Origin of the sequence: Kribbella sp. NPDC051936 (genome assembly GCF_040680955.1) — a bacterium.
Taxonomy (GTDB): domain Bacteria; phylum Actinomycetota; class Actinomycetes; order Propionibacteriales; family Kribbellaceae; genus Kribbella.
This window is the reverse complement of sequence record NZ_JBFAXS010000019.1, coordinates 42,163-54,619: the sequence shown is the minus strand read 5'-3', so window position 1 is coordinate 54,619 and position 12,457 is coordinate 42,163. Positions and strand designations below refer to the sequence as shown.

Genomic DNA, 12,457 nt, shown 5'->3' with positions numbered 1-12,457 from the left:
GGTCAGGTTGCCCTGGCCCGCCGCGACGATTCCTTGGCCGAGCCAACGAAGCGAGTGGAACCACATGTACCAGCTGGCGTTCTTGTACGGATTCAACGCCCAGTTGATGTTCCCGCCGCCGTTACCGACCTTGTACGCCGCGTACGGTCCCCAGGTGAACTTGTCGGCGTACAGGTTCGCCAACGGATTCGTCTTCTCGAGCCCGCTGTAGCCGGGGCACGCGTAGAACGGTGCCGCCAGGCTCTGGACCGCCGCGGTGCCGATGTCCGTGGCCGGAGCCGCCGTCGCGGGTACGACGTTGCTCGCGCCCGGCACGAACTGGGACTCCCCCGGGTCCTCCGATGCCGGATCGATCGTAATGCCTGTCGTGGTCGCCGGTGTTGCTGTCGGTGCCCGGCTGGCACCGGCCGTCGTTCCCGCCCCCAGCAGCAGAACGGCGATCCCAACGATGACGCAGTACGCCCGTTTGAATCTCATCGTTCTTCCCCCTTCTGCACCGCCGCCGAACGGCAGCGATGCAGATGAGGGTCGAACGGGTCACCTACGCACCCCAGAGGCCAACGTCCCGATCGGAACGGGCCGGTCGGCGTCAGCCGTGCAGGCGAACGCGCTCGTGGGTGATCGCCTCGATGTCCGAGGCCGCGGCGTGCAGCAGCTTGTGCGCCAGGTCCGACAGCGCCCGCGCGACGGCCAGTTCGTCGCCGATCTCGGCGATCTCGGTGTCGGTCGGGTTCCGGTGCGCGGCTCCGGTCCCGACCAGGCGGGTGTTGTCCCCGGTGTGCAACCGGGCCTCCGCCCGCGTGGTCCGGTCGTCCTCGTGCTCGTCGACGTAGATGTCCACCCGCCATCGCCTGCTGATGATCATGATCTCGTCCTTCCGCCCCGGCAGACTTCCGCTGTCCCCGCCATCTTCGGAGGACCGCCGGCCACCTGCCAGGGCCGTCCGGACCTGAAGCGCGGGAACTTCTGCCCTGCCGCGCGGACCCGGCCGGGCGTGTGCTGGAGGCGTAAGAGAGGAGGCAGCCATGAGCGACTTCGAGAAGCACCGCACCCAGGCCGACGCCCGACGCGCCGCCGCCCGCCGGCGGTACAGCTCGCCCGTGGCCGAACAAGCCGTCCTGCGGCACCTCGGCGCCGAGCTCTACAAGGAACGGCGCCAGGCCGAGGAGGGAGCCGGGCAAAGCACGAGAAGGAGCCGCTGATGTCCGAGAAGGTGCTGGTCACCTACGCGACCAAGATGGGTGCGACCGCCGGGATCGCCGCCGCGGTCGGCTCCGAACTCCGCGCGGCCGGTCTCCAGGTCGACGTCCGCGAACTCGGCGCCGTCCAGGCGGTCACGCCGTACGACGTGGTCGTCCTGGGCAGCGCGATCTACCAGGGGCACTGGTTGCCGGAGGCCGTCCGCTTCCTCCGCCGGCATGAGCGCCGGCTGCGCACCCGGCGTGTGTGGCTGTTCCACTCGGGCCCGGTGGGTATCACGAGCCACCAGGACCAGCCCGTCCCGCCGGATGTGGCCCGCCTGGCCCGCCTGGTCGCCGCACCCCCGATCGAGACGTTCGCCGGGAATCTCCAGCCCGACGCGGTCGTCCACCACCCCGACCTCGAACGCCTCACCACCGACTCCAGGGACTGGGCCGAGATCCGCGCCTGGTCGCACGAGATCGCCGCCTCCCTACCGGCCACCGCCGAAAACTGAGCCGTCAATCACCCCCGCCACGCCGGCCTACCGCGCGGGCTCGATGCCTCCCGCAATCGATCCGGACCAGTTAATCTCGATCGGAGAGGTGGCGAGCGAACCGCGGAGCTGGACAGGCGACGAGTCTCAGGGGGGAGGCGGACGGCGATGGCGCCGCAACCGGAGGTGGCCGGTCGCCGGTCGACTCACCGAACCGTGCGCCCTCCTTCGGGCCCGGTGCCCCGCCCGCCACGAACGCTGGTGACCCGCGAGCGTCTGCACAGGGCGCTGGACCGGGGATTCCGGCAACCGCTGACGATGCTCGTGGCGCCGGCCGGAACCGGCAAGACCGTCCTGCTCGCGGACTGGGCGGCGCGGTCCGAAAGCCCGATCCGCTGGATCAGTGCGACCGGCGTCCCGGCGTCGCTCGACGAGTTGCTGCTGCCCGCGGACGACTCGGAGCTCGTGATCATCGACGACGCGCATCTCCTGCCCGCCGGCGCGCTCGAGCAGCTGTCCGCTCGCCTGGCGGCCCTGCTGCCGGGCGCCGCGAGTCACCTCCGGCTGCTGATCGCGAGTCGCTACGACCTTCCGCTGCCGGTCGTCGAACTCGAGGTGCACGGCATGGCGACGATCCTGCGCGCCCGGGATCTGCTCTTCCGGGACGCCGAGGCGGCCGCCCTCGTCCGCGCCCACGCCGCGGGCGCCAGCCAGGCCGAGGTCGACCTGCTCCAGGAGAAGGCCGCGGGCTGGGCGGCGGCGCTGGTCCTCGGAGCGCGCGCGATCGGGGGTTCGGGCGACGCGCAGACGCCGGTGCTGACCGAACGGCCGGTGCTCGACCTCCTGCTCGGCGAGAGCTTCAACATGCTCGACGAGCGGACCCAGGACGTCCTGGTCTGCACCTTCGGCGAGCCCGACGTCACCTCGCGACTCGCCACCGTGCTGAGCGGGGACAAGGACGCCGGGGCCTTGCTCGCCGACCTGGCGGCCAGCGGTCTCCTCGTCACGGCGTACGGCGAGGAGCCCGACACGGGGACGACGTACCGCTACCACCCGCTGCTGGTCGAGTTGCTCAGACGCCTCGTCGCGGTCGGCTCCGATGATGCGAAACGCGTCCTCGCGGCGCACCGCCGGGCCGCTGTCTACTTCGAGCATCACGGCGACGCCAACCGGGCGCTCGGGCATGCACTCGCGGCCGCCGAACCGGTTCTGATCGCCCGGACGTTGCTGGACCACGGTCCGGCGATCCTGGCGGCCGGCGACCTCGACCTGGTGGCGGGGGCATTCGACGCGCTGCCGGACGACTACGTCGACACGCACCCGCATCTGCTCGGCGTCCGCGGGATCCTTCGGCGTCTGACCGGCGATCTGACCGGGGCCGTGATGGATGCGAGCCGCGCCACCGCACTGCTGTCCGCAGCCGGGTCAGGCCCGGAAGAGAGCGCTCTCGAGGCCGACGTCCTGCTGCTGCGCCTGTGGCAGTCACGCTTCGGCTGGGACGACGTCGACGACGCGATCGACGCGGCCAAGGGGCTGCTCGACCGCGCCTGGGGCCAGAGCGACCGGCGCGCGATCATCGGGCTGGAGCGGCTGGCCTGGCTGCTCGTCGAGCTCGCCGAGGCGGAGATGCTGGCGAATCGCGTCGACGACGCGCTCAGCCACCTCGACGACGTCCTGGTGACCGCCCGGATGGCACACCATCCCCAGCTGGTCGCTGCCGGGCTGGCGGACCGGGCGGTCCTCGAGCTGACCCGTGGCCAGGCCGGGAGCGCCGCCCGATCGGCCCAGTCGGCCCTCGACGCCGCGGCGAGCCACGGGTTGTCGGACGAGTACGTCGTGCGGGCGCAGCTCGTACTCGGGCTGGCTGCGTTCAACCGCCTCGATCTCGACGAGGCGCGGCGCTGGCACCACGCGACGACGGCGGTGGACGCGTCGAGCACCGACATCCTCGTCGCCGCGCTGCGGGAGACGCTGCGGACGATCACGGTGATCGAGGACGGCGAGCTCGACGAGGCCCGCCTGCAGCTGGCCTCCGACCCGCCGAACTCGGGGCCGATGCCGTCGTTCCTGGTGCGTGACCTGGCGCTGCTGCGTCTGTGGGTCGCGGTCCTGGTCGGTGACCGGGCCTCGGTCGCGGCGCAGATCGGCGTCCTCGAGAGCTCCGGCAACGCCGCCGAGGCCGCGCTCGCGAAAGCCGTCGACTCGATCGGCGAGGGCGACGTCCGCAGCACCCTGGACGCGGTGGACGCCGCGCTGGTGCTGCCCGGGGTCCATCCGGCGCTCGCCGCGTCGGTCAAGGCCTTCCGTACGATCCTGCTGCTCCGCATCGAGGAGGACGCGGCGGCGGAGGAGGCGCTTACGGACCTCCTCAACGACGTCGCCCCGCAACACCTGCTGCACCCGCTCGCGATGGCCGGCCTCGAACCGGCGTTCATGGATCTGTTGCAGCGGCACACCGGGACGCCGGCCGCACACCCGTTCGCGTCCACCGCGCTCGACAAACTCTCCCATTACCAGGCGCACCGGCGCTCCCGGGGCGGATTCGTCCCGGTCATCCCGGCCGTGGACGTCGCACCGAGGCAGCCGCCGCGGCCGCTGGACGCCGTCGTCAACGGAGCGACGATCCGCTTCACCGCGCGGGAGGCCGAGGTCCTGGACGAACTGGCCCTGGGAAGCTCGTACGCCGAGATCGCCCAGTCGCTGTTCATCACGGAGAACACCGTGAAGACACATCTGCTGTCGCTGTACCGGAAACTGGGCGTCGACAAGCGGTCGGCGGCCCTGCGCACAGCTCGCTCCATCGGTCTGCTCTGACCGCTCCCCCGGCACGGGTGATGTTCTCGGGCAGTCCACGCAGCAGAGTCATGCTGTCGGACGTGGAAGAGGGCAGTGTCATGGCTCATTACGTGATTCGGGTCAAGGGCGACCTGTCGCCGGAGCTGACCGAGGTGTTTCCCTCCCTGATGGCGAATCGAGAACCCGCCCAGACGGTCCTGCACGGCGATCTCGAGGACCAGTCGGCCCTGACCGGCGTGCTCAACCACCTGGACACGCTCGGGATCACGATCATCGAAGTGGTCCAGATCCCGTCCTCCACCTGACCCGGCGGCGCGGTCACCCGGACCGGGTGAGGTGGCCCCGCGCCACGAAACTCTTCCGAGGAGGTCGAGATGGCCCAGCCAGACACCGGATCGCCGGCCCCTGGGTCCCGCGCCTGGTGGAGCCGTCTCGCACACCGGCCGCTGCTCACGATCATTGCCGGTGCCGTCGCCGGCGCGCTCGTCACCGCGGTGATCTTCATCGCCGTACGGCGGGACAGCGGCGCCGCGGCGGCCAGCGGCAGCGACACCGGTACGGCGATGTGCCGGGCCGTTCCGGTCGCCGACCAGGTCCTGCCGTCGATCGTCACGATCTCCGCCCGGGGCGGCGCCGCGGCCGGCACCGGTTCGGGGCAGATCTTCAAGGAGGGCGGCTACATCCTCACCAACGACCACGTCATCTCGGTCGCCGCGGGCGGCGGCTCCGTCGCGGTCCGGTACAGCGACGGCCACAGCTCGGAGGCCACGATCGTCGGACGCGACCCGAGCACCGACCTGGCCGTGCTCAAGGCGGCCGACGGGGCCAAGGACTATCCCGTCATCGCCACCGGATCTTCACAGGCGCTCGAGGTCGGTCAGCCCGTCGTCGCACTCGGCGCTCCGCTCGGCCTGGCCAGCACGGTCACCTCCGGGATCGTCAGCGCGCTCGACCGCTACGTCCCGGTGCCCGGCGACAACGTGACCCATCACCTGATCGGCGCGATCCAGACCGATGCCGCGATCAACCCTGGCAACAGCGGCGGCGCGCTGGTGGACTGCTCGGGACATCTCGTCGGCGTCAACGCCGCCATCGCCACGGTCCCGAACGCGGCCGGCGTCAGCGGTGGCGGGAGTGTCGGGCTCGGTTTCGCCATTCCCGTCGACCTGGCGAAACCGATCGCCGACCAGCTCATCGCCACCGGCCGGCCGGGCCATCCGACCACCGGGCTCCAGGTCCAGGAACTGCCGTCCGGCGCCGGGTTGTTCGTCCTCTCCGTCGACCCAGGCGGTCCGGCCGTGGCGGCCGGGCTCCGGCCGGGCGACATCATCACGCAGATCGACGGCGAGCCGGCCGTGAGCAGCGAGCAGATCGTGGTGGCGACGCTGACCCGGAAGGCCGGAGACACCCTGAAGCTGTCGTATGTGCGCGGCGACACCCCGGCGACCACGACGCTCACGCTGGCCGCCCCGTAGCGCTCAGACGGGCGCGACTGGCTGGGAGGCGAGCAGATCGAGACCGAGGCTGCTCGCCAGGAACCGCGCCGCGAGCCCGCCCGTGACGCTGTTGCCGGCGGCATCGAGCCGCGGTCCGTAGGTGCCCAGCGCACCCTTGCCGGGCGAGACGGTGACGATGCCGCCGCCGATCCCGCTCTTGCCCGGCACCCCGACATCGAGCAGCCAGTCTCCCGACGTCTCGTACAGGCCGGCGATCGTCATGACGGCCAAGGTCACGCGCGCGACGTCCGCACCGACGACTCGCTGCTGCGTGGCGGGGCACACGCCGCCGTCCGCGAGGGTCGCGCCCATCATCGCGAGGTCCGCTGCCGTGACGCTCAGACAGCTCTGCTTCGTGTAGAGGTCGACGGCTTCGGCCGGATCACCGGCGAGGCCGCCGACACTCGTCAGCAGCGCGGCGAGCGCCCGGTTGCGATGGTTGGTCGCCAAGGCGGACGACAGTACGCCGGAGTCCAGCTCGAGCTCCCGGCCGGCGAAGGCGGACAAGCCGTCAGCGAGGAACTGCCAGCGCCCGTCCGGCGAGTCGCCCGGCGTGAGACTGGTCGTCGCGATCGCGCCCGGGTTGACCATCGGGTTGGTTCGCCCGCCCTCCGACTGGTCGACCGCCTGGACCGAGTTGAACGGCAATCCGGTGGCGTTGACCCCGACCAGCTGCCGCACCGCTTCGACACCGACCGCCTGAGCCACCAGCGCGAACACGAAAGGCTTCGCGACACTCATGATGGTGAACGGCCGCCGCGCGTCGCCTGCCTCGAAACACCGGCCGTCGGTCGCCGCGATGCAGACGCCGAACGCGTCCGGGTCGACCTGGGCCAGCGCCGGGTAGACCTCCGACACGGCTCCGTCGGCGACGTCACGGAACCGCTCGTACGCCGCACGCACCAGACGGTCGACGGTGGCGGTGCCGGGCAGGCCGCCGGTGGAGACGTACCGGTCGAGCATGTCAGAACCGCCACACCAGCGGGACGACCAGCAGCGCCGTGAGCAGCCACCACGCCATGACGACGATGCCCAGCCGCCAGTAGTCGCCGAAGCGGTAGCCCGCCGGGCTCATGATCATCATGTTCCCGGGAGTGGAGATCGGGGTCAGGAGCGAGGCGGCACCCGCGACGGCGACGACCATCAGCACCGGCTTGACGGAGGTTGCCGTGCCTTGCGCGGCCGCGACCGCGATCGGTGTCACGATCAGCACAGTGGCGGTGTTGCTCACCATCTGGCCGAGCGTCGCGGTCAGCGCGAAGAGCGCCAGGAGCAACAGGTACGGGCGGCCTGCGCCGACCGCGTCGATGACGAGATCGGCGATCCGGTCCGCCGCGCCGCTGGACTGGATGGCGCCGGACAGCGGGATCAGCGCGCCGATCATCACGATGATCTGCCACGAGATCGCCCGGTACGCCTGGCGCGGGACGACCACCTTCGTCAGGATCATCGCGAGGGCGGCGAGCAGTCCCGCCATCGCCGGCGGGACCAGGCCGGTCGCCAGCAGCACGATCATCGCGGCCAGGATCGCGACCGCGACCGACGCCTTGGATCCCCACGGGATCGCCTGGCGGCGGACGAGTTCGGGCGAGTCCACCAGCAGCACGTCGCGATCGCGCATCAGCTCGTCCAGGGCGGCCCACGGCCCGTGCACCAGGATCGCGTCGCCTTCGGCGAGCTCGGTCTGCCGGTTGCCGCGGTCCTTGCCCATCCGCTGGACCGCGATGATCACCAGGTCGCGGCTGCGGAGCATCCCGGGGAACACCGTTTCGCCGACCAGCGACGACCGCGGCGGGATGACAGCCTCGACGACACCTGCTTCCCGGTTCATCAGCTCCGCCGCGGGGGCCGTCGTCGTACTGACGGCCAGCGACGCGTCCGCGGTCAGGCTGTGCACCTGGTCGTTCGGCCCGGTCACGACGAGCACGTCGTCGACGTCGATGGCGGACTCCGTCCGGGCGCGGCCGCGGCCGTCCTGCAGGCCCACGATGGTGACTGCCGGGTACGCCGCGAGGTCGACCTCCTCGACGCCGAGGCCCAGCAGCGGCGAGAGTTCGCGCACCCGCAACCGGTAGAACCTGTCGGTCAGCGCGTAATGGCTGTCGAGCGTCTCCGCATGGACGGCCAGGTCGGCCGCCGGATGCGCCGGCCGGGTGGCCGGGAGCAGGCGGGGACCGAGGAGCACCGAGATCGCGATGGTCCCGATGACAAGCGGAACACCCACGACCGCGAACGAGAAGAACCCGAAGGGCCCGGCGCCGGCGTCCCCGGCCGCCTCGGAGACGATGATGTTCACCGGCGTACCGGTCAGCATCAGCAGCGATCCCGCGCTGCCCGCGAAGCTCAGCGGCATCAGCAGCCGGGACGGCAACTCACCGATGCGCGTCGCGAGGACCACGACGAGCGGAAGCAGTGCGGCGACCGCCCCGTTCAAGGTGATGAAGGCTGTCAGCACCGCGGACAGGAGCGTGATGGCGACGAGCACCCGTGCCCGCGTCGTTCCGGCGTGCTGCACGATGACCTGACCGGCCCAGGCGGTCACGCCGGTCGAGTCGATACCCTCGCTGACCACGAACAGCGTGGCGATGAAGATCACCACCGGGTCCCCGAAACCCGCGAGGATCTCGGGGAACCCGACGACGCCGGTCGCCCACAACGCCAGCGCCGTCAGTACGGCGACCACCTCGACCGGCAGCCGGTGCCATACGAACAGCGCAACGGTGAGGCCGAGGATGACCAGGCTCAGCGTCCCGTCGTCCATCGCCGCCGCCTAGCCGAGGTGCACCGGGGCGTCCGGGCCCCACGGAATCCCGAGGACGTACCAGAGAACGTAGAACAGGGTCCAGGCGACCAGCACGATCCCGGTGTACGGCAACATCATCGACACCACCGTGCCCATACCGGCCTTCTTCCGGTACCGCTGGCAGACCAGCACGATGAACGGCAGGTACACCATCAGCGGAGTGATCACGTTGGCCGGCCCGTCGCCGACGCGGTAGGCCGCGACCACGGTCTGCGGCGCGATGCCGAGCCGGAAGAACAGCGGGACGAAGATCGGCGCCAGGATCGCCCACTTCGGGATCACGCCCGGCATGATCAGGTCGATCAGGAACACGAGCAGGATGAAGCCGATCAGCAGCGGCAGCGCGCCGATGTCGGCCCGCTCGAGCAGGTCGGCCAGCCCGGTCGCGGCCAGCGTGGACATGTTGGTGTAGTTGAAGTAGGCAATGAACTGGGCGATCAGCAGCATCAGGAAGATCAGCCCGCCGAGCCCGTTGAAGGTCTTGACGATCGCGTTGATGACGTTCGTACTGCCGGTCAGGGACTTCGCTCCGCGACCGTAGCCGAGCCCGGCGGCCAGGAACAGCATCGAGATGATGAACAGCAGGCTGCCCATGAACGGCGAGGACCCGAAGATCTCCCCGGTCTCCGGGTTGCGCAGCGGGGCCCCCGGGATGAAGGTCAGTGCCGACACGATCGCGATCGCGACCAGCAGGTAGTACACCGACCACCGCAGCCCACGCGACTCCAGCCGCAGCTCCTCTTCCGTCGGCTGGTGGTCGACCGGCGCGTCGGACGGCGCCTCGGCGGGGTCGTACTTGCCGAGCCGCGGCTCCAGCAGCCGCTCGGTGATCACCGTCATCACCACGGCGCAGAACAGCGTCGCGGCGATGCTGAAGTAGAGGTTGTGCGTGACGTTCAGGTCCACGTCCGGCGCGACCAGCCCGATCGTCTCGTTGGTGACCTCGGTGATGATGCCGTCGGCGGGCGTGATCAGGATGTTGACGAAGAAGGCGGCGCTGACACCGGCGTACGCCGCCGCGATCCCGGCCAGCGGATGCCGCCCGAGGGACGCGAACGCGGCCGCGCCCAACGGGATCAGCACCAGGTAGCCGGCGTCGGACGCCACGCTGGAGATGCCGCCGAGCAGCACGATGATGAAGGTGATCAACGCCTTCGGTGCGACCTTCACCATCTTCCGGATCAGCGCGGCGATCAGGCCCGCCTCCTCGGCGACGCCGACGCCGATCATCGCGACCAGGATGACCGCGACCACACCGAAGTCGTTGAAGTTCTGGACCGCGGTCGTGAAGATGAACCGGATCCCGTCACCGGTCAGCAGACTCTCGGCGGTGATGGTCTCGTGTCGCACCTCGAAGTCCGGCACGGGCGGCGCCGGCGGGGCGTCGTTGCCCGGCACACTCGTGCCCCCGGGGTACTCCGGCGCGACCTGGGCCGTCCCCGGTTCGGCGACCTCGGTGGTGACGCTGGTGCCGGCCCAGGACAGGATCTGGGACAGCACGATGACGATCACGATCAGCGCGAGGAAGATCAGCGCCGGGTGCGGGACCTTGTTGCCGACCCGCTCGATCCCGTCCAGCAGCCGTTGCATCGCGCCCGGTTTGGCGTCCTTGTCCTCGACCCCTCTCGCGTTCACGGCTCAGTCCCCGGGCCGCGTGAACCCGAGGGCGAACTCGATCAGCAGCTTGGTGCCGAAGCCGGTCGCGCCCTTGTTCCGCCAGGTCCGCGGCGCCGGGAGCTGCGCCGTACCGGCGATGTCGACGTGCGCCCACGGCCGCCCGGCGACGAACTCCTCGAGGAACAGCGCCGCGGTGATGGACCCGGCGTTGACGCCGCCCATGTTCGTCAGGTCGGCGATCGACGAGTCGAGCTGCGTGCGGTACGGGCGGTGCAGCGGCAGCTCCCAGACCTGTTCGTCGACGCTGTCCCCGGCGCGCCGCAACTGCTCGACGACGTCCCGGTGGTTGCCCATCACGCCGGCGATCTCGACGCCGAAGGTACGCAGGCAGGCGCCCGTCAGCGTGGCGATGTCGACGATCGCGTCCACCGGCTCCTCGGTCGCCAGGGCGAGGGCGTCGGCCATCACCAGGCGTCCTTCGGCGTCGGTGTTCAGCACCTCGACCGTGGTGCCGTTGCGCATCCTCAGCACGTCGCCGAGCTTCATCGCCGATCCGGACGGCATGTTGTCGGTGCACATCAGGTAGCCGGTCACGGCTGTCGTGCACCCGAGCGCACGCAGCGCGGTCATCGACGCCAGTACGGCGGCGGCGCCGGTCATGTCGTTCTTCATCTGCGCGTGCGACTCGTCGCTCGGCTTCAGGCTGATGCCGCCGGAGTCGTACATGACGCCCTTGCCGACCAGCGTGATCCGGCCGGTGGGTTCGGCCGGCTGGTACCGGAGCCGGACCATCCGCGGCGGGTCCACACTGCCGCGGTTGACGCCGAGGATCCCGCCGCACCCCATCTCGATCAGCTGGTCCTTGTCGAAGACCTCCACCTCCAGTCCCGCCGCCGGACCGACCTCGAGCGCGACCTCGGCCATCCGGACCGCGGACAGCGTGCTGGCCGGGCAGTTCGCCAGGTCACGGCCGAGGCTGCACGCCGCGGCGACCACCCGGCCGCGCTCGACACCCGCCGCGGCCTCGTCGGCCTCGTCGTCGCCGGCGATGACCAGCAGCGAGTCGAGTGTCGGCTCCTCGGCGTCGCGGCCCACGAAGTACCGCCAGCGGGCGAGCAGCACGCCCTCCGTGACGGCCTGCGCGTACGCCGCGACCGGCAGCGCGGAGTCCCGGGAGGGGACCTCGATCGCGAGCCGCTTGTGCCACGGGACGGCCCGGGCGAACTCGGCGGCCAGGTCCCGGACCAGCGTGCTGTCGAGCCGGTCCGGCGAACCGATGCCGACCGCGACGCGGACCGGTCCGTCCACCGTAGGCCGCACCAACGTCTGACCACGCTGCGCGGTGAAGCCGGCCGCCGCGAGACCCGCGGCGTCGACGCCCAGCTCCTCGGCGGGCGGCCTGCCGACCGCCACCGGGACGGCGAGCGCGTCCGCCTCGGCCACGGCCTGTTTCAGGGTGCCGACGCCGACCGCCGGCCGGCGACGGGTGGAAGGAATCGGGTCGAAGTCGTCTGGGGTGATCATCACGACGTCTCCTCCGGACGGGGCTGATCAGCTCTGCAGGGCCTGGACGAGCTCTTCCTCGCGCTCCTTGGTCAGGTTCGTCTGGATGACCGTCGGGCCGAACGGCTTGAGCGCGTCGATCACGCGGTCCACGGTCGCCGACCTGGCCAGCAGGAACACCGCGGCGTGGTCGTCCTGCAGCTCACGGCCGACGTCCTTGATCAGCTGGTCGTTGATACCGATGTCGGTGAGCTTGCCCGCGATCGCGCCACCGGCCGCGCCGACCGCGAACCCGGCCAGCGGGTTCAGGAAGATCAGCCCGAGCAACGTGCCCCAGAGCGCGCCGCCGGCCGCGCCGGCACCGGTCAGGTTCATCGTCTGCTGGATCCGCACCTTGCCCTTGCTGTCCTTGTAGGCGATCGCGGCGTCCTCGCGCTGCAACAGTTGCTGCTTGGCGAGGTCGTCGGTCAGCTCGAGCACCCGCTCGGCGTCGTCGCGACTGTTCAGGCCGAGCACCACAAGATGGGTCATGCCGATTCCTCTCCTGGGGTGATGGCTCGGCCCGGG

General features: G+C 70.8%; 11 protein-coding genes and 1 pseudogene. 5 read left to right on the top strand and 7 right to left on the bottom strand.

The window, feature by feature from the left end; genetic code table 11:
- Window positions 1-477: pseudogene (locus AB0L64_RS40925) on the bottom strand (hypothetical protein); the annotation flags it as partial.
- Window positions 478-589: 112 nt separating this feature from the next.
- Entirely contained in the window at window positions 590-865 is a 276-nt protein-coding gene (locus AB0L64_RS40920) for a DUF1876 domain-containing protein (RefSeq protein ID WP_363718472.1), read from the bottom strand.
- A gap of 160 nt (window positions 866-1,025) precedes the next feature.
- Between AB0L64_RS40920 and AB0L64_RS40915 the strand changes: the two genes are divergently transcribed.
- From AB0L64_RS40915 to AB0L64_RS40895, 5 genes are all read left to right on the top strand, one after another.
- Window positions 1,026-1,202, top strand: coding sequence for a hypothetical protein (locus AB0L64_RS40915; RefSeq protein WP_363718470.1), 177 nt, complete (start codon window positions 1,026-1,028; stop codon window positions 1,200-1,202).
- Window positions 1,202-1,696, top strand: coding sequence for a flavodoxin domain-containing protein (locus AB0L64_RS40910; protein WP_363718468.1), 495 nt, complete (start codon window positions 1,202-1,204; stop codon window positions 1,694-1,696). Before AB0L64_RS40915 ends, AB0L64_RS40910 begins: the two co-directional genes overlap by 1 nt.
- A gap of 240 nt (window positions 1,697-1,936) precedes the next feature.
- Entirely contained in the window at window positions 1,937-4,489 is a 2,553-nt protein-coding gene (locus AB0L64_RS40905) for a LuxR C-terminal-related transcriptional regulator (RefSeq protein WP_363718466.1), read from the top strand.
- An 80-nt stretch (window positions 4,490-4,569) separates the two neighbouring features.
- A complete protein-coding gene (locus AB0L64_RS40900; protein WP_363718464.1) occupies window positions 4,570-4,776 on the top strand; it encodes a hypothetical protein in 207 nt (68 codons plus the stop codon).
- Window positions 4,777-4,845: 69 nt separating this feature from the next.
- Window positions 4,846-5,946: a trypsin-like peptidase domain-containing protein gene (locus AB0L64_RS40895; RefSeq protein WP_363718462.1), complete on the top strand. Its 1,101-nt coding sequence runs from the start codon at window positions 4,846-4,848 to the stop codon at window positions 5,944-5,946.
- A gap of 3 nt (window positions 5,947-5,949) precedes the next feature.
- Here the strand turns inward: AB0L64_RS40895 and glsA are convergent, their stop codons facing one another.
- The 5 genes from glsA to AB0L64_RS40870 are packed head-to-tail and all read right to left on the bottom strand — an operon-like array spanning window position 5,950 to window position 12,421.
- Window positions 5,950-6,930 (bottom strand): glutaminase A, encoded by a 981-nt coding sequence (gene glsA, locus AB0L64_RS40890; protein ID WP_363718460.1) that lies wholly within the window; start codon window positions 6,928-6,930, stop codon window positions 5,950-5,952.
- Between the two features lies 1 nt (window position 6,931).
- Window positions 6,932-8,728: an SLC13 family permease gene (locus AB0L64_RS40885; protein ID WP_363718458.1), complete on the bottom strand. Its 1,797-nt coding sequence runs from the start codon at window positions 8,726-8,728 to the stop codon at window positions 6,932-6,934.
- A gap of 9 nt (window positions 8,729-8,737) precedes the next feature.
- Window positions 8,738-10,405, bottom strand: a complete 1,668-nt coding sequence (locus tag AB0L64_RS40880; protein ID WP_363718456.1) for an AbgT family transporter — start codon at window positions 10,403-10,405, stop codon at window positions 8,738-8,740.
- Between the two features lie 3 nt (window positions 10,406-10,408).
- Complete coding sequence (locus AB0L64_RS40875; protein WP_363718474.1) at window positions 10,409-11,911, bottom strand: leucyl aminopeptidase; 1,503 nt, start codon at window positions 11,909-11,911, stop codon at window positions 10,409-10,411.
- A 27-nt stretch (window positions 11,912-11,938) separates the two neighbouring features.
- A complete protein-coding gene (locus AB0L64_RS40870; RefSeq protein ID WP_363718454.1) occupies window positions 11,939-12,421 on the bottom strand; it encodes a DUF1269 domain-containing protein in 483 nt (160 codons plus the stop codon).
- Window positions 12,422-12,457 lie beyond the last annotated feature (36 nt).

Bases quoted from the DNA above. Each gene is read 5' to 3' on its own strand.
- AB0L64_RS40920 (WP_363718472.1), bottom strand. From the start codon at position 865: ATGATCATCAGCAGGCGATGGCGGGTGGACATCTACGTCGACGAGCAC.
- AB0L64_RS40915 (WP_363718470.1), top strand. From the start codon at position 1,026: ATGAGCGACTTCGAGAAGCACCGCACCCAGGCCGACGCCCGACGCGCC.
- AB0L64_RS40910 (WP_363718468.1), top strand. From the start codon at position 1,202: ATGTCCGAGAAGGTGCTGGTCACCTACGCGACCAAGATGGGTGCGACC.
- AB0L64_RS40900 (WP_363718464.1), top strand. From the start codon at position 4,570: ATGGCTCATTACGTGATTCGGGTCAAGGGCGACCTGTCGCCGGAGCTG.
- AB0L64_RS40895 (WP_363718462.1), top strand. From the start codon at position 4,846: ATGGCCCAGCCAGACACCGGATCGCCGGCCCCTGGGTCCCGCGCCTGG.
- glsA (WP_363718460.1), bottom strand. From the start codon at position 6,930: ATGCTCGACCGGTACGTCTCCACCGGCGGCCTGCCCGGCACCGCCACC.
- AB0L64_RS40885 (WP_363718458.1), bottom strand. From the start codon at position 8,728: ATGGACGACGGGACGCTGAGCCTGGTCATCCTCGGCCTCACCGTTGCG.
- AB0L64_RS40875 (WP_363718474.1), bottom strand. From the start codon at position 11,911: ATGATCACCCCAGACGACTTCGACCCGATTCCTTCCACCCGTCGCCGG.
- AB0L64_RS40870 (WP_363718454.1), bottom strand. From the start codon at position 12,421: ATGACCCATCTTGTGGTGCTCGGCCTGAACAGTCGCGACGACGCCGAG.